This is a genomic window from Streptomyces sp. NPDC049577 (assembly GCF_040675635.1).
GTDB lineage: Bacteria > Actinomycetota > Actinomycetes > Streptomycetales > Streptomycetaceae > Streptomyces.
The window spans coordinates 31,799-48,402 of the sequence record NZ_JBFAPH010000010.1 but is presented as its reverse complement, the minus strand read 5'-3'; the positions used below and the strand labels follow the sequence as shown (position 1 = coordinate 48,402).

Below are 16,604 nucleotides of genomic sequence, written 5' to 3'. Positions count from 1 at the left end.
GCCCGGCCCTCTCCGGCTCCGACACGGACGACACCCCGCCGCCGGGCGTCCGCCCCGACGCCAAGACGGAACTGATGCCGAGCGGCAGCGCGCTGCCGCGCACGGCGATCGCGCCGGCCCTGGACGCCGCGCTGGGCGGCCCCGCCGCTCCCGCTCCCGCTCCGGGGACGCCGGGCGCCGCCCCCGGCGTCCCGGGTGCCCCGCCGGCCCCGGGTGCGTACGGCTACCCGCAGGGTCCGGGTGCCTCCGCCGCCCCCGTGCCCGGTTTCCCGGGTGCGCCGAACGGTCCGGGCGCCGCCCCCGGCGCCCCGCCCGGCACTCCCGGCTTCCCGCAGGGCCCCGGCGCTCCGGGCGCTCCCGCCGCGTACGGCTATCCGCAGGCTCCGGGTGCGCCGGTTCCGCCGGCACCGGTTCCTCCGGCACCGGGCCTTCCCGGCGTCCCGCAGGCCCCGGGTGGCCCGCAGTCGCCGGCGGCCCCTCAGGGTCCGGGCACCCCCGCCGCGTACGGCTACCCGCAGGGTCCCGGTGGCCCGCAGGCGCCGGGCGTCCCCGCGCCCGCCCCGGCCCCCGGCGTCCCGCAGCCGCCGCAGCCGCCGGCCCAGCCGCAGGCGACCCGGCAGGCGACCCCGCAGGGCGACGCCCACCACGCCGCGACCGTCTTCGCCACCCCCGAGGCGATCGGCGCCGCGGGCCGTCCCGCGGCCGGTGTGCCCGCCCCGCCCGGGCCTCCCGGTGTGCCCGGCGCGCCCGCCCAGCCGCAGGCGACCCCGCAGGCGACCCCGCAGGCGGCCCCCCAGGCGCCCGGCGGTGTGCATGCCGCCGCGACGATGCTGGCCGGCGGTCCGGGCGTCCCGCAGCCGCCCGGCGTCCCGCAGCCGCCCGGCGTCCCGGGCGCACCCGGCGTGCCCGGCGCGCCGCCGGCGTCCGGTCTGCCGACCGTCGGTCCCGGCTACATGGCGGTCCTTCGCTACCGGGCCCAGGACGGGTCCGAGCAGCAGCTCATCCGCCGGAGTGCCCCCGGCACCCCGCACCCGGAGTGGCAGATCCTGCACGAGCTGCGTGCGCTCGGCGTGCCGCCGCAGCAGGTGCTGGAGCTGCACACCGAGCTGGAGTCGTGCGACCTGCCGGGCGGCTACTGCGCCCGCATGGTGCGGGAGACGTGGCCGCAGGTGCGGGTCAGTCACACGGCCGCCTACGGCCGTGACCACGCCACCCGTCAGCAGGGCGTGCGCCACCTGGTCGAGCACCAGGGTGAGTTGCACCAGGTCGCGGACGGGCCCGCGCGGCCCGCGCCGAACCGGGTGCCGCTGCCGCCGCCGGGGCAGGTGCCGCCCGCGCCGGCCGTGGCGCCGGACGTGATCGGGCGGGAGCTCGCGGAGTCGTTCGGTCCGCAGGGCGTGTTCCGGTTCGACCAGCGGGCCGTGTCCCGGCAGGGCGTGCCGGACATCGTCGCGCAGACGCTCGTCTGGGCGGGGCTGCCGGTCGACTTCGGGCCGTTCTTCTGGGGGCAGGCGCAGCCCGGGCGGCCCGTGCCGACGCTCGCCGAGCTCGCCGCCGAGCGCGGCGTGACCCCGGCGCCGGACGCCGGTTCGTATCTGGTCATGGGCAGCGACTACGGGCGCCAGCTGTGCGTCCAGTACGGTACGGCGCACATCGTGGCGGTTCCGCTGGAGGCCGGACCCGACGGGCGGCCCTCCGCGCCCCAGTTCGTCAACACGAGCCTTCCCCAGTTCGTACGCTCTTTGGCGCTGCTCGGAAAGATGTGGCGCTGGCGCTACGGGCTGACGCCGGAGCAGGCCGGGCGCTGGACCGTGGATTTCCAGGACCAGCTGGCCGCGCTGGACCCGGCGGCCCTGTCCGCGCCGGAGAATTGGTGGGCCGTGTTGCTGGAGCAGATGTGGGACGGTCTGTTCTAGCGGCCCGCCGACGTGTGGACGGCAGTAGGGCGCTCGACCCGTGGACGGCGGGACGGGCGCCCTGCGCCGTCGTTCGGCGGGTGCCGCTGCCGCAGGGTGGGCGGAGTGTCGTGTCACGGGCGCTTCGCTCGTCCGGGAATGATGTACGCCGGACCGCGTCGCATACCGGATTTCCGGATATAAGGGGCTACAAGGATGAGTTCATCGGTGTCTCCTGACGGTTTCGCTGTTGTCCGAGGCCGTGGCTACCGGCCTGAGCAGGTCGACCGCGCGGTCGCGGAGATCGCTCGCCAGCGGGATTCCGCGTGGGAGCGCGCGGCACGGCTGACGGTCCTGGCGCGGGAGATGGAGGACGAGGTCCGGCGCCTCGCCCAGGTCGTCACCAAGCTGCCCCCGCAGACGTACGAGTCGCTGGGGCCGCGTGCCCAGGGCCTGCTGACCACTGCCGAGCTGGAGGCGGCCGGGCTGCGGGAGCGGGCCGAGGCCGAGGCGGCGGAGCTGCGCGAGGCGGCCGAGGCGTACGCCCGGGAGACCCGGGACGCGGCGCACGAGCGGTCCGTGGCGGTGCGGGCGGAGGCGGAGGAGTGGGCCCGGCAGGCCCAGCTCGCCGCGCAGTCCGTCGCCGACGAACTGCGGGCCACGGTGCACCAGGAGGTCAAGGAGCTGCGTGGCGAGTCCCTGGCCGCCCTCAAGGAGATGAGGCAGCGCTCGGCCATGATCCTGGCCGAGCAGGAGAAGGACCACGCGGAGCGCTGGGACGCGGCGGGTCGTGAGATCGCCGAGCGTGAGGCGGCGATGGAGGCGCGCGTGGCGGCGCTGGAGGAGTACGCGCGCACCGCCCTGAGCGAGGCGCAGCGCCGGTACGCGGACACGGAGGAGTCCGCCCGGCACGGTCAGGAGGACGCCGAGGCGCAGGCGGCGGCGGTCATCGCGCAGGCGCGGGTGCGTGAGGAGCGCATCGTGCGCGACACGGAGCGGGTGCTGCGCGAGCACGAGGAGCGGCGCGAGGAGTTGCGCTCGCACATGGCGCATGTGCGGCACAGTCTCGCGGCGCTGACGGGCAAGCCGGTCGTGGAGGACGCGGGAGCGGAGGGCTAGCCGGATCGATGGCTCTTCACCCGGGCTGCGGGCGGTCCGGCACCGCCGGGCCGGTCGCGGCGGGCTGAGCGCCGTTGCGGCGGGGAGAGGGTCCGGGGGCAAGCCCCCGGACCCTGCGGACCCCGGCCTCGTCAGTTCTTCTTCGACGTCGCCTTCGGGGTGGGGGCCGGGGTCGTCGCCGGCGTCGTCGGCGTCTTCGCCGCCGCCGGCGTCACCGTCAGCGTGACGTCGAGGATCTTGCCCTCGGCCGTCGTCAGGCGGAGCAGGAACGTGCCCGCCTGCTGGTCCGCCGTCAGCTGCGGCACGCTGATCAGCCCGTCCTCGTCGGCCGCCGGCAGGGCCAGGGTCCGTACCGGCTTGCCCGCCGCGTCCTTGAAGTACGGGCCCACGCCGGCCGGCAGGGCCGTGCCGTCGGAGGCGAGGACGGTGGCGGTCGCCTTCGTGCCGGCGACCGGCTTGCCGGACTTGCCGAGGGCCTGGACGACGAGCTTCTGGGCGAAGGCGGTGTTCGCCGTCGCCGTCAGCGGCTCGCCCTTGCCGGGCCGGACGAGCTTGTCGGCCGTGGGGGCCTTGACGGTCGCGGCGAAGTCCACGCCGATGTTCTTGCCCTCGACCTCGGCGCGGATCGTGAAGTCGCCGGCCCGGTCGCCCGCCAGGATCTCCGGCGAGACCGCCTCGCCGTTCTTGTCCACGGTGAGGGTGGCCGTGCGCTTGCCGTCCTCGAAGCGGGCGCCGGTCTTCAGGCCGATGATCTCGAACGTGATGCGGGTGCCGGCCGGGGCCGGCTTGCCGGCGGTGTCGAGGGCGCGCACCTTGGGCCGCTCGGCGAACGTCTCGCCGGCGGTGGCCTCCAGCGACTCCTCGCCGACGCGCTCCAGGCGGTCGACGACGGGCGTCGTCGGCGGCTTGGGCGGCTTCGGCTTGTCCGTGCCGTGGTCGCCGCCGCCCGGCTTGCTCGGGGTGGTCGGCGTCGTCGGGGTACGGGGCTTGCTCGGGGTGCTCGGGGTGCTCGGGGTGCTCGGCCGGGAAGGCGCCGGCGTCGTGCCCGGCCAGGAGGGTGCCGGCGAGGTGGGGGTCGGGACCCCGGTGTCGGGGAGCGAGCCCGCGCCGCCGTGCTGGTAGGTGCGCATCCAGGCGACGACCGCGTTGACGTACTCGCGGGAGGGGTTGTAGCTGAGGATGGCCTTGTCGAGGTCGCCCGCGTCGTCCATGTTCCTGTTGCCGGCGCACAGGTAGCGGGCGGTGGAGGCGGCGGCGTCGAAGATGTTGTTGGGGTTGGCGACGCCGTCCCCGTTGCCGTCGGTGCCGAAGCTCTGCCAGGTGGAGGGGATGAACTGGGTGGGGCCGACGGCGCGGTCGTACTGCGCGTCGTCGTCCCAGCGGCCCTGGTCGGTGTCGGTGACGGTCGCGAACTGGCCGCCGGTCAGGCGGGGGCCGAGGATCTTCCGGTCCGTGGAGCCGTCGGCGTTGAGTCTGCGGCCCTCCATCGTGCCGTGCTCGGACTCGACCTTGCCGATGCCCGCGACGAGCTCCCACTTGATGTGGCAGCCCGGCCAGCGGGAGGCGGCTATGCGCTCGGCGTTGCGGTAGGCGGCGAGGGCGGTCGCGGGGATGCCCGTGCTGCCGTCGGGGGTGTCGCCCGGCGTGCTGCCGGGGACCGTGCCGCCGGGAGGGGGAACCAGATCGGGAAGGGTCAGGTCGGGGGTGCCGTGCGGCCGGCTCTGCGGGTTGTCCGGACCGGGCGAGGGGTCCGTGCCGTCCGCGGCGTTGTGCGGCGGGCTCGCGCCGACCGCGGCGGTGGTCAGACTGGCGACCAGAAGGGCAGTGCACAGTCCCTGACGGGAGACGCTGGCAGCGCGAGTACGGAGTATCTTCACTGAGGCTGCTTCCTTCGGAGACCGGCGGCCGTGCGAAGGGGGGCGCATCAGTCTCCCCCCTCGGCCATAAGACCGAACACTAATTCCCACCGACCCCAATTGTCTTGCCCGGGGACCGGCTTCACGTCTTCTTCGCCACGCGTTCCCCCGCACGAGGCCGCCCCCGAATCCGCGCGCGGACGCGTATCGCGGTTGTGGTTGACGCGGCGTAAGGATGCAGCCTCTACCCCGAGACGGAAGCGGCTCTTCGGGCCCCGTCCCCTAGGGGACGGGGTGTGCGTTCTCCTCCTCGCGTTTCGTACCGCAGCAGGAGGGGCGGCGCCTCCCCCGCTGCCTAGCCTTTTACCGGCGGCTTACGGGCGGCCCGGGGCCGGTGGTGGGGCTGGCCCCACCCCGAAGACCCGGGCGGGCACCATCGCGGCCGCCCCCCGGTTCCCGCAGGCTTGGAGCCCCAGGAGCCGTCACACCGTGTGACGCACTGACGTAATGCACTGACATAAGGCATAGGAGAACTCACCGTGACAACGGCGGTATCGATTCCCAGGACCGGGGGCAGCGGAGGGCATGCCGGCGTCGCGGCGAGGGCCCGGCAGGTCGTGAAGGCGTACGGGTCGGGGGAGACCCGGGTCGTGGCGCTGGACCACGTGGACGTGGACATCGAGCGCGGGCGGTTCACGGCGATCATGGGGCCGTCCGGCTCCGGCAAGTCGACGCTGATGCACTGCCTGGCCGGGCTGGACACGGTCACGGCCGGCCAGATCTATCTGGACGAGACCGAGATAACCGGCCTCAAGGACAAGAAGCTCACCCGGCTGCGCCGGGACCGCATCGGGTTCATCTTCCAGGCCTTCAACCTGCTGCCGACGCTCAACGCCCTGGAGAACATCACGCTCCCGATGGACATCGCGGGCCGCAAGCCGGACAAGGAGTGGCTGGAGCGCGTCGTGGAGACCGTCGGTCTCTCCGGCCGGCTGAAGCACCGCCCGAACCAGCTCTCCGGCGGTCAGCAGCAGCGTGTGGCCGTCGCCCGCGCCCTGGCCGCCCGTCCCGAGATCATCTTCGGTGACGAGCCGACCGGGAACCTGGACTCCCGCGCCGGCGCCGAGGTGCTCGGCTTCCTCCGCCGCTCGGTGGACGAACTGGGGCAGACCATAGTGATGGTGACGCATGACGCCGTCGCCGCCTCCTACGCGGACCGCGTGCTCTACCTGGCCGACGGGCGCATCGTCGACGAGATGCGCGACCCCACGGCCGAGGCGGTCTTCGAGCGCATGAAGAGTTTCGACGCCCGGGGACGGGTGTCGTGACCGTCCTCAAGACCTCCCTGCGCAACTTCCTCGCGCACAAGGGGCGCATGGCGCTCTCCGCCGTGGCCGTCCTGCTGTCGGTCGCGTTCGTGTGCGGCACGCTGGTGTTCACCGACACCATGAACGCCACGTTCGACAAGCTCTTCGCCTCCACCGCCTCCGACGTGGCCGTCCAGCCGAAGAAGGACGACCACGCGCAGGAGACGGGCCGGCCGCCGGCCGTCCCCGCCTCCCTCAAGGAGAAGCTCGCCGGGGTGCCGGGCGTCGCCGGCGTCGAGGCGCGCGTCACGAGTCAGATGCTCACCGCCGCCAAGGCCGGGAACAAGAGCATCAGCCCCGACTCCGGGGCCCCGACCGTGGGTGCGAACTGGACCGAGAGCGAGAAGAAGTCCGTCGAGCTCACCAGCGGCCATGTGCCGCACGGCCCCTCCGAGGTCGTCCTCGACGCCGACACCGCCCGCAAGCACGACCTGACGACGGGCGACAAGCTGCGCGTCATGACGGCGCCGGGCGACTTCTCCGTGACGATCGTCGGCATCGCGACGTACAAGACCACCAACCCGGGCGCGGCCGTCCTCTACTTCGACACCCCGACCGCCCAGGCCCGGCTGCTCGGCAGCACCGACGCGTACACCGGCTACGGGCTGACCGCCGCCTCCGGCGTCAGCGACGAGCAGCTGAAGAAGAACGTCGTCGCGGCCGTCGGCTCCGGCTACACCGTGCACACCGCCGCCGAGACCAAGGCCGAGAACAAGGAGAGCATCGGCTCCGTCCTCGACGTGATGAAGTACGCGCTGCTCGGCTTCGCCGGCATCGCCGTGCTCGTCGGTATCTTCCTCATCGTCAACACCTTCTCGATGCTGGTCGCCCAGCGCACCCGTGAGATCGGCCTGATGCGGGCCATCGGCTCCAGCCGCCGGCAGATCAACCGGTCGGTGCTGGTCGAGGCGCTGCTGCTGGGCGTCGTCGGTTCCGTGCTGGGCATCGGCGGCGGCATCGCGCTGGCCGTCGGGCTGATGAAGATCATGGGCTCGATGGGCATGAAGCTCGACACCTCCGAGCTGACGATCAAGGCCACCACGCCGGTCGTGGGCCTGGCCATCGGTGTCGTCGTCACCGTCCTGGCCGCCTATCTGCCCGCGCGCCGGGCCGGGAAGATCTCCCCGATGGCCGCCCTGCGCGACGCGGGCAACCCCGCCGACGGCAGGGCCGGCAAGGTCCGGGCCACCATCGGCCTGGTGCTCTCCGGCCTCGGCGCCCTCGCGCTGGTGGTGGCGGGGCGGTCCGACGACGCGGGCGCCGGCTCCGGGATGCTGGGTATCGGCGTGCTGCTGACGCTGGTCGGCTTCGTGGTCGTCGGCCCGCTGCTCGCCGGCTTCGTCGTCCGCGCCCTGAGCGTGGTCGTGCTGCGGGTCTTCGGCCCGGTCGGCCGGCTCGCCGAGCGCAACGCGCTGCGCAACCCGCGCCGCACGGGCGGCACGGCCTCCGCCCTGATGATCGGCCTGGCGCTGGTCGCGGCCCTGTCGGTGGTGGGTTCCTCCATGGTCGCCTCGGCCACGGAGCAGCTGGACAAGTCGGTGGGCGCGGACCTCGTCGTCACGAGCGACAGCGGCCCGCTGAACCCCTCGGTCGTCAAGGCCGCGAAGTCCGCCCAGCACCTCGCGCACCTCACCGAGGGCGCGTACGTCCAGGCGCGGATCGCCCTCCCGGACGGCGGCACCGCCGACGAGAGCCTGGTCGCCGCCGACCCCACCTACGCCGACGACCTGCGCATCGAGACGGTCAAGGGCAAGCTGGCCGGCGCCTTCGCCCAGGACGGCATGTCCGTGCCGGAGGGCTACGCCGAGAAGCACAAGATCAAGCTCGGTGACACGCTGGCCGTCACGATGACCGGCGGCAGCACCGCCCGCCTCAAGGTCAACGCCATCACCACGGACGACACGAGCTTCGACAAGGGCGCGATCTACACCGCCCGGGAGACCGCGCTGCGCCATCTGCCGGCGGACAAGATGCCGCTCGACATGATCCTCATGGCGAAGGCGGCCGACGGCCAGGCCAAGGAGGCCGCCGCGTCCCTCAAGGCCGCGCTCGCCGACTTCCCGCAGGCCAAGGTCCGTGACCAGGCCGACTACAAGAAGCTCATCCGGGACCAGGTCGGCCAGCTGCTCAACATGATCTACGGCCTGCTGGCCCTCGCGATCATCGTCGCGGTGCTGGGCGTCGTGAACACCCTCGCCCTGTCCGTCGTCGAGCGCACCCGCGAGATCGGCCTGCTGCGCGCCATCGGCCTCTCCCGCCGCCAGATGCGCCGCATGATCCGCCTGGAGTCGGTGGTCATCGCCCTCTTCGGCGCCCTGCTGGGCCTCGGCCTGGGCATGGCCTGGGGCGTCACCTCCCAGAAGCTGCTGGCCCTCCAGGGCCTCGGCGTCCTGGACATCCCCTGGCCGACGATCACCACGGTCTTCATCGGCTCCGCGGTGGTCGGCCTCCTGGCCGCCCTGATCCCGGCGTTCCGGGCGGGACGGATGAACATCCTGAACGCGATCGCCACGGACTAGCCGACCGGGGGGCCGACGGCCCGGCCCGGTCCCGCCACGGGGGTGCGGGACCGGGCCGGGCCGTCATCGTTCCGGGCCGGGCTCTCCCGACCGGCTGATCCGCGCGCCCCGTTGCCGTACGGTGATCGGGCACCCAGGGAGGACTCATGACGACGCAGCCGCTTCCCGACGGGGAGGAGCTGATCCCCAGGCCGGAGAAGACTTTCCCCGCTCTACGGGCTGCCCTCGCGCAGGTCGCGCCATCCCGGCTCCCGGAGATGACGGCGGAGCGTGACACGGTCTTCACGATGGCGACGCAGTGCAACAGCTTCGGGCCGATCGCCATGTTCCAGCTCAAGTGGGCCACCGTGATCGAGATCGAGCGGTTCCCCGACGTCGCCAGGCGTCTGCACGCGGCCGAGCGCACAGTACAGACGTCGGACCGGAACGACCCTGCATGGCAGTCCGCCATGGCCGAGATCCGCCGGATCACCGAGGCGGCTCGGGCGGAGGTCACCGGTGAGTGATTGGTCCTGGGAATACCACCCGGACGCCCGGCACGTCATCGGCGAAACCCCGAACCTGGCGTTCGTCGCGCAGGTGGAAGAGCGCGCGGACGAACTGGTCCGGGCCGCCGCGGCTCTCTACCTCGGTGGTTCCTCGTTCCAGGGGCAGTCGGCCGGAATACGCGAGGAGATCCTCCCGTGCGGCATGTTCCAGTACCTGACGGTCGTGCGGCACGAACGCCTGTACATCGTGCAGGTCACCCCCTGGCCCCTCTGACGGGAGCGTTTCGCCGCTCGGCGGCGCGGGGCGCGGCTGTCGGTGGGCAGTCGTAGGCTTGATGGCGCACCCGGCCCGTTTTCGCGCGTCGGGCGATTCGTGTTGTCCGCTGGTCACCCGGGACGGGAAAACTCTCCATGAGCCTGCACGGTCTGCTCGACGCCGTCGTCAACGATCCGGCGCTCGCCGAAGCGCTGAAGGCCGCCCGTGACGGCAACCGGCCGCACCTCGATCTGGTGGGGCCGCCCGCCGCCCGGGCCTTCGCCGTGGCCGCGCTCGTGCGGGACGCCGGCCGGCCCGTGCTGGCCGTCACGGCTACCGGGCGGGAGGCCGAGGATCTTGCCGCGGCGCTGCGGTCGCTGCTGCCCGCCGACGCGGTCGTGGAGTACCCCGCGTGGGAGACGCTGCCGCACGAGCGGCTCTCGCCCCGCTCCGACACCGTGGGCCGACGGCTGGCCGTGCTGCGCCGGCTGGCGCACCCCAGCAAGGACGACCCGGCCGCGGGGCCGGTCAGCGTCGTCGTCGCGCCCGTGCGTTCGGTGCTCCAGCCGCAGGTCAAGGGGCTCGGCGATCTGGAGCCGGTCAGCCTGCGCAGCGGGCGGAGCGCGGATCTCGAAGAGGTCGTGGAGGCCCTCGCGGCCGCCGCGTACGCCCGGGTGGAACTGGTGGAGAAGCGCGGCGAGTTCGCCGTGCGCGGCGGCATCCTCGATGTCTTCCCGCCGACCGAGGAGCACCCGCTCCGGGTCGAGTTCTGGGGCGACGACGTCGAGGAGATCCGTTACTTCAAGGTCGCCGACCAGCGGTCCCTGGAGGTCGCCGAGCACGGACTGTGGGCGCCCCCCTGCCGTGAGCTGCTGCTGACCGAGAGCGTGCGCGAGCGCGCCGCCGCGCTGGCCGAGGAGCACCCGGAGCTCGGCGAGCTGCTCGGGAAGATCGCCGAGGGGATCGCGGTGGAGGGCATGGAGTCCCTCGCCCCGGTCCTGGTCGACGAGATGGAGCTGCTGCTGGACGTGCTGCCGGCCGGCGCGATGGCGGTCGTCTGCGACCCCGAGCGGGTGCGTACGCGTGCCGCGGACCTGGTGGCGACGTCGCAGGAGTTCCTCCAGGCGTCCTGGGCCGCCTCGGCCGGCGGCGGCGAGGCCCCGATCGATCTGGACGCGGCCTCCCTGTGGGGCGTCGCGGACGTCCGCGACCGGGCCCGCGAGCTCGGCATGATGTGGTGGTCGGTCAGCCCCTTCGCGGCGACGGACGAGGAGCTGGACGGCGACACGCTCAAGCTGGGCATGCACGCCGCCGAGTCCTACCGCGGCGACACCGCCCGCGCCCTGGCCGACACCAAGGGCTGGCTGGCCGACGGCTGGCGCACGGTCTTCCTCACCGAGGGCCACGGCCCCGCCACCCGCACGGTCGAGGTGCTCGGCGGCGAGGGCATCCCCGCCCGCCTCGACGCGGACCTCGCCGAGCTGACCCCGGCCGTCGTCCAGGTCTCCTGCGGCGGCCTGGACACCGGCTTCGTCGACCCGGCCCTGAAGCTGGCCGTCCTGACGGAGACCGACCTCTCCGGCCAGAAGTCCGCCAGCAAGGACCTGGGCCGGATGCCGGTCCGGCGCCGCAAGACCATCGACCCGCTGACCCTCCAGGCCGGCGACTACATCGTCCACGAGCAGCACGGCGTCGGCCGCTACCTGGAGATGGTGCAGCGCACCGTCCAGGGCGCCACCCGCGAGTACCTGCTCGTCGAGTACGCCCCCGCCAAGCGCGGCCAGCCCGGCGACCGGCTCTACATCCCCACCGACCAGCTGGAGCAGGTCACCAAGTACGTCGGCGGCGAGGCGCCCACCCTGCACCGGCTCGGCGGCGCGGACTGGACGAAGACCAAGGCGCGCGCCAAGAAGGCCGTCAAGGAGATCGCCGCCGACCTGATCAAGCTGTACTCGGCCCGGATGGCCGCCCCCGGCCACCCCTTCGGCGCGGACACCCCCTGGCAGCGCGAGCTGGAGGACGCCTTCCCCTACGCGGAGACGCCCGACCAGCTCACCACCATCGCCGAGGTCAAGGAGGACATGGAGAAGGCCGTCCCCATGGACCGCCTGGTCTGCGGCGACGTCGGCTACGGCAAGACCGAGATCGCGGTCCGCGCGGCCTTCAAGGCCGTCCAGGACGGCAAGCAGGTCGCCGTGCTGGTGCCCACCACGCTCCTCGTCCAGCAGCACTTCGGCACCTTCTCCGAGCGGTACTCCCAGTTCCCGGTCAACGTCCGGGCGCTGTCCCGCTTCCAGACGGACACCGAGGCCAAGGCCGTCCTGGAGGGTCTGCGCGAGGGTTCCGTCGACGTCGTCATCGGCACCCACCGCCTCTTCTCCTCCGAGACGAAGTTCAAGGACCTGGGCCTGGTCATCGTCGACGAGGAGCAGCGCTTCGGCGTCGAGCACAAGGAGCAGCTGAAGAAGCTCCGCGCCAACGTCGACGTGCTGACCATGTCCGCCACCCCGATCCCGCGCACCCTGGAGATGGCGGTCACCGGCATCCGCGAGATGTCGACCATCACCACTCCGCCGGAGGAGCGCCACCCGGTGCTCACCTTCGTCGGCCCCTACGACCAGAAGCAGATCGGTGCCGCGATCCGCCGTGAGCTGCTGCGCGAGGGCCAGGTCTTCTACATCCACAACCGTGTCGAGTCCATCGACCGGGCCGCGGCCCGGCTGCGCGAGATCGTGCCCGAGGCGCGCATCGCCACCGCGCACGGCCAGATGTCGGAGTCGGCGCTGGAGCAGGTCGTCGTCGACTTCTGGGAGAAGAAGTTCGACGTCCTGGTCTCGACGACGATCGTCGAGTCGGGCATCGACATCTCCAACGCCAACACCCTCATCGTCGAGCGCGGCGACAACTTCGGCCTCTCCCAGCTGCACCAGCTGCGCGGCCGCGTGGGCCGCAGCCGCGAGCGCGGCTACGCCTACTTCCTCTACCCGCCGGAGAAGCCGCTCACCGAGACCGCGCACGAGCGCCTGGCCACCATCGCCCAGCACACCGAGATGGGCGCCGGCATGTACGTGGCCATGAAGGACCTGGAGATCCGCGGCGCGGGCAATCTGCTGGGCGGCGAGCAGTCCGGTCACATCGCGGGCGTCGGCTTCGACCTCTACATCCGCATGGTCGGCGAGGCCGTGGCCGACTACCGGGCCTCCCTGGAAGGCGGTGCCGAGGAGGAGGCCGCCCCGCTGGAGGTCAAGATCGAACTGCCGGTCGACGCGCACGTCCCCCACGACTACGCGCCGGGCGAGCGGCTGCGCCTGGCGGCCTACCGGGCCATCGCCTCGGCGAACTCCGAGGAGGACATCAAGGCCGTCCGCGAGGAGCTCACCGACCGCTACGGCAAGCTGCCCGAGCCGGTGGAGAACCTGCTGCTCGTCGCCGGTCTGCGCATGCTGGCCCGCTCCTGCGGCGTCACGGACATCACCCTGCAGGGCTCCAACGTCCGCTTCGGCCCGGTGGAGCTGCGCGAGTCCCAGGAGCTGCGCCTGAAGCGGCTCTACCCGCGCACGGTCATGAAGCCGGCCACCCAGCAGATCCTGGTGCCCCGCCCGGCGACCCGCCCCATCGGCGGCAAGCCGCTGGTCGGCCGCGAACTGCTGGCCTGGACGGGGGAGTTCCTCACCACGATCCTGTCGTGAGGGCCGCGCCGGGGCCGGTTCAGCCGGTGCGCCGGAGCACCGCGTAGCCGCCGCCGCTGCCCAGCAGGGCGTAGTGGGCTCCGGGGTGCATGCGCTGCGCGTCGTCGGCGAGGTCCTGCGGGGCCCGGCCGTCGCCGACGCGCAGGGCGACGTAGTCGGGGCTGATGCCGCGGGTGTCGCCTATCCAGAAGACGCGGCACCGGTTGACCAGACGGCTTATCGGGGCGATGTCCGCCTCGACGGTGGCGCCGTCCGGGATCCGGGCCAGCACCTCCTCGGCCTCGGTGACGGCGGCCGGCACGCGGTAGGTCTCCGGCTTGGTCAGCTCGTACAGCGGCAGCGAGGTGCTCAGCGCCAGGGCCGCCGCCGCGACGGCGGTCGGCACGCGCTCGGCGTAGGCGCGCAGCCGGCGGCGGGGGCCGGTGAGGGCCGGGGGGAGGGCGTCGACGAGCGCAATGAAGACGACCGGCATCAGGACGGCGCTGTAGTGCCAGTCGGTGCCCCAGTAGTGGTCGTCGTGGGAGAGGAAGCGCCAGCCGAGGGTGGGCAGGGCGACGACGATCAGCGGGGAGCGCAGGGCGAGCAGCCCGGTGGTGGGCAGGAGCGTCCACAGCAGGGTGCGGACCGCGGTCTGGAGCGGGATGGTGCCCGGGGCGCCGTCCGCGCCGTCGAGCTTGTTCCAGTAGTCGTAGGAGCCCGTGGTGTTGAACCCGGGGATGATCACGCCGAGGGCGAGCACGGTGGCCGCCGCGCCGAAGGCCACCAGCCCGGCCGCCAGGGCCGCCGCGCGCGGGTCGCGGCCGGTGCGGCGCAGCCGCAGCAGGATCAGCACGCCGATCGCGGCGGCCGTGACGCCCAGGTCCTCCTTGACCAGCACCAGCGGCGCCGCCCAGAGCACGGCCGCCGTCCAGCGGCGGCGGACCACCGCCTCCAGGGAGAACGCCAGGAGCGGCATCGCGAAGGCGATCTCGTGGAAGTCGAAGTCGACCGCCCGCTGGATCCCCCACGACAGCCCGTACGCGACCCCGATCGCCACGCCGCGGGCGCGCCCGAGCAGCCGGGCCGCCAGCCGCGTGACGGGGACGGCGGACAGCGCGAACAGCGCCGCCTGGACGACGAGGAGCGTGACGGGCGTGGGGAAGAGCCGGTAGACGGGGGCGACCAGCGCCGTTATCGGGCTGAAGTGGTCGCCGAGGATGTTGGTGCCGGGCCCCTTGAGGTCCGCTATGGGCGCCCCGAGCCGGGCGTAGCCGCGTATCGCCTGTTCGAAGATGCCCAGGTCCCACGACATGGTGAGCATCCGGCGGTGCCGGCAGACCGACAGCGCGGTGTAGAGGACGAAGAGGACGCCGCCGGTCCAGTACGGGTCGAGCCGGGGTGAGCGCAGTACGGCCGCCCTGCGCCCGCGCGGTGCGGGCCCGGTGGTCGTCCCGGCCCGGCGCGACGCCGGCACGGTGTCGGCTGCGGCCGGTTCCATGGAGAGGTCCTCTGCTCGTCGGGGCTCGAAGCGTGGCTGATGAAAAGATACGTGGAGCGCGCCGGGCGGTTCCGTCCCGCTACGGCGCCCGTGCCCACGGACCCGGGAAATCGTTGGCGAAGGAGTGGCCTCGGTCACTCCGACTCCCTACGATCGATCAACGCCAGGTCGGGACAACGCCGGGAGGCTTCATGATCCGCCGCAGGACCGCGCTCTCCGTCTCCGCCGCCGCGCTGCTCGCCGCGGCGCCCGTGCTCACCGCGTGCGGCCAGACGCCGCACCCCGGGGCGGCGGCCGTGGTGGGGAAGGAGCGGATCACCGTCTCGGAGCTGCAGAGCCAGGTCAAGGACGTCCGCGAGGCCCAGCGGGCCGCGCAGGGCGAGCAGCTCGCGGCGAACAGCGCCCGGCTCAGCCAGGACACGCTGGTGCGGCTGATCCAGTACCGCATCATCGAACAGGCCGGCGCGGACAGCGGCGTCAGTGTCACCCGCCGCGAGCTGCAGGAACAGCGCGCCCGGGTGGAGCGTGCGAACGGCGGCGCGGCGGCCGTGACGGGCCGCTTCCTGGCGCTGGGCATTGCCCCGGACCAGATCGACCGGGCCCTGTCGGTCGACCTCGTGCGGGCCAAGCTCGACAACAAGCTGGGCGCCGCGCGGACGAACGAGCTGCTGATGCGGACGTCGGACGCGCTGCGGGTGGATGTGAACCCGCGGTACGGGACGTGGGACGCGAAGCGCGGCACGGCGACGCCCGCGAGGGAACCGTGGCTGCGGGCGGCCACCCCGGACGTGCCGGGGGCACCACTCGGCCCGTCCGGCGCCTGAGCACCGGGGTGCGGGGGCGGAGCCCCCGAAGGAAACGGGAAGGGGCGGGGGCGGGGAGAATCAAAGCCGCTTAGTCTCGGGGACGTGAACGACTCCCACGGCCGCATCGTCCTCCTCACCACCACCCACCGCGTGGCACCCGGGCTGCTGTCCTGGCCCGCCTGGGACGCCCTGCGCGGTGCGGACCGCGTCGTGTGCGCCGACGCCGCGCACCCGCAGCTGCCGTATCTGCGGGAGGCCGGCGTCGACGTGGAGCACGCGGCGCCGACCGCGCGCGAGCTGGTCGACTACTGCGTGCCCGGGCGCCGCACCGCCGTGGTGATCACCTCCGCCGTCGGCGAGTCCGCGCTCACCGACGGGCTCGCCCGGCTGGCCGGCTCGGGGCGCGAGACCATGCCCGCGCTGGAGCTGCTCCCCGGCTCGTACGACCTCCCGGGCGCGCGGCTGCTCGACCTCGTGCAGGTGATGGACCGGATCCGGGCGGCCTGCCCCTGGAGCGGCATCCGGACGCACCAGGACCTGGGGAAGTACGGCCTGGAGGAGATGTACGAGCTCCTGGAGGCGATCGAGACCGGCGACCGGGACTCGCTGCGCGAGGAGCTCGGCGACGTGCTGCTCCAGGTCGTCTTCCACGCCCGGATCGCGCAGGACGACCCGGACGAGCCGTTCTCCGTCGACGACGTGGCGGCCGTGATCGTGGACAAGCTCATCCACCGCCATCCGCACGTCTTCGGCGAGGAGTCCGCCGAGACGCCGGAGGAGGTCAGGGCGCACTGGATGCGCACGAAGGCGGCGGAGAAGGGGCGCGAGTCCGTCACGGAGGGCGTGCCGCTGGGCCAGCCCGCGCTGGCGCTGGCGGCGAAGCTCGGCTCGCGGGTGCGTTCGGCGGGGCTGGAGGTGCCGCTGCCGGAGGGGGAGGGCGTCGGCTACGAGCTGCTGGCCCTCGCCGTCCGGGCGGAGGCCGCCGGCACCGAGCCGGAGACGGCGCTGCGGGCGGCCGCCCGGGCGTACCGGGACGCGATCCGGGCGGCGGAGCGCGAACGGGAGTGACGGGCGCGTCGTGCACCCGTTCGGCCCACTGGCGGTACTGAGGGGGCTACGGCCGGGTACCCGG

General features: G+C 73.4%; 11 protein-coding genes. 9 read left to right on the top strand and 2 right to left on the bottom strand.

What is annotated here, in order from left to right; all coding sequences use genetic code 11:
* Both AB0K09_RS02820 and AB0K09_RS02815 read left to right on the top strand, forming a co-directional pair.
* Positions 1-1,916 (top strand): SUKH-4 family immunity protein (locus tag AB0K09_RS02820; protein WP_366063437.1); only part of this gene is annotated, 1,916 nt, incomplete at its 5' end.
* 207 nt (positions 1,917-2,123) lie between these two features.
* Entirely contained in the window at positions 2,124-3,014 is an 891-nt protein-coding gene (locus AB0K09_RS02815) for a cellulose-binding protein (RefSeq protein ID WP_366063436.1), read from the top strand.
* Between the two features lie 131 nt (positions 3,015-3,145).
* Here the strand turns inward: AB0K09_RS02815 and AB0K09_RS02810 are convergent, their stop codons facing one another.
* Positions 3,146-4,891: a lytic transglycosylase domain-containing protein gene (locus AB0K09_RS02810; RefSeq protein WP_366063435.1), complete on the bottom strand. Its 1,746-nt coding sequence runs from the start codon at positions 4,889-4,891 to the stop codon at positions 3,146-3,148.
* 518 nt (positions 4,892-5,409) lie between these two features.
* On the opposite strand from AB0K09_RS02810, the gene AB0K09_RS02805 reads away from it, so the two are divergent.
* From AB0K09_RS02805 to mfd, 5 genes are all read left to right on the top strand, one after another.
* The gene (locus tag AB0K09_RS02805) at positions 5,410-6,198 is read left to right on the top strand and encodes an ABC transporter ATP-binding protein (RefSeq protein ID WP_366063434.1); all 789 of its coding nucleotides are present in this window, start codon (positions 5,410-5,412) and stop codon (positions 6,196-6,198) included.
* A complete protein-coding gene (locus AB0K09_RS02800) occupies positions 6,195-8,756 on the top strand; it encodes an FtsX-like permease family protein (RefSeq protein ID WP_366063433.1) in 2,562 nt (853 codons plus the stop codon). Before AB0K09_RS02805 ends, AB0K09_RS02800 begins: the two co-directional genes overlap by 4 nt.
* A 146-nt stretch (positions 8,757-8,902) precedes the next feature.
* Entirely contained in the window at positions 8,903-9,262 is a 360-nt protein-coding gene (locus AB0K09_RS02795) for a hypothetical protein (protein WP_366063432.1), read from the top strand.
* The gene (locus AB0K09_RS02790) at positions 9,255-9,518 is read left to right on the top strand and encodes a hypothetical protein (RefSeq protein WP_366063431.1); all 264 of its coding nucleotides are present in this window, start codon (positions 9,255-9,257) and stop codon (positions 9,516-9,518) included. The genes AB0K09_RS02795 and AB0K09_RS02790 overlap by 8 nt, the downstream gene beginning before the upstream one ends.
* A gap of 137 nt (positions 9,519-9,655) precedes the next feature.
* A complete protein-coding gene (gene mfd, locus AB0K09_RS02785; RefSeq protein WP_366063430.1) occupies positions 9,656-13,189 on the top strand; it encodes a transcription-repair coupling factor in 3,534 nt (1,177 codons plus the stop codon).
* A 19-nt stretch (positions 13,190-13,208) separates the two neighbouring features.
* Here the strand turns inward: mfd and AB0K09_RS02780 are convergent, their stop codons facing one another.
* Complete coding sequence (locus tag AB0K09_RS02780) at positions 13,209-14,666, bottom strand: DUF2079 domain-containing protein (RefSeq protein WP_366063429.1); 1,458 nt, start codon at positions 14,664-14,666, stop codon at positions 13,209-13,211.
* Positions 14,667-14,857: 191 nt separating this feature from the next.
* Here AB0K09_RS02780 and AB0K09_RS02775 point away from each other — a divergent pair, with 191 nt between their 5' ends.
* Positions 14,858-15,490, top strand: a complete 633-nt coding sequence (locus tag AB0K09_RS02775; RefSeq protein WP_366063428.1) for a SurA N-terminal domain-containing protein — start codon at positions 14,858-14,860, stop codon at positions 15,488-15,490.
* A gap of 84 nt (positions 15,491-15,574) precedes the next feature.
* Positions 15,575-16,540, top strand: a complete 966-nt coding sequence (locus AB0K09_RS02770) for a nucleoside triphosphate pyrophosphohydrolase (RefSeq protein ID WP_366063427.1) — start codon at positions 15,575-15,577, stop codon at positions 16,538-16,540.
* The last annotated feature ends 64 nt before the right edge of the window (positions 16,541-16,604 follow it).

Bases quoted from the DNA above. Each gene is read 5' to 3' on its own strand.
- AB0K09_RS02775 (WP_366063428.1), top strand. From the start codon at position 14,858: ATGATCCGCCGCAGGACCGCGCTCTCCGTCTCCGCCGCCGCGCTGCTC.
- AB0K09_RS02780 (WP_366063429.1), bottom strand. From the start codon at position 14,666: ATGGAACCGGCCGCAGCCGACACCGTGCCGGCGTCGCGCCGGGCCGGG.
- mfd (WP_366063430.1), top strand. From the start codon at position 9,656: ATGAGCCTGCACGGTCTGCTCGACGCCGTCGTCAACGATCCGGCGCTC.
- AB0K09_RS02795 (WP_366063432.1), top strand. From the start codon at position 8,903: ATGACGACGCAGCCGCTTCCCGACGGGGAGGAGCTGATCCCCAGGCCG.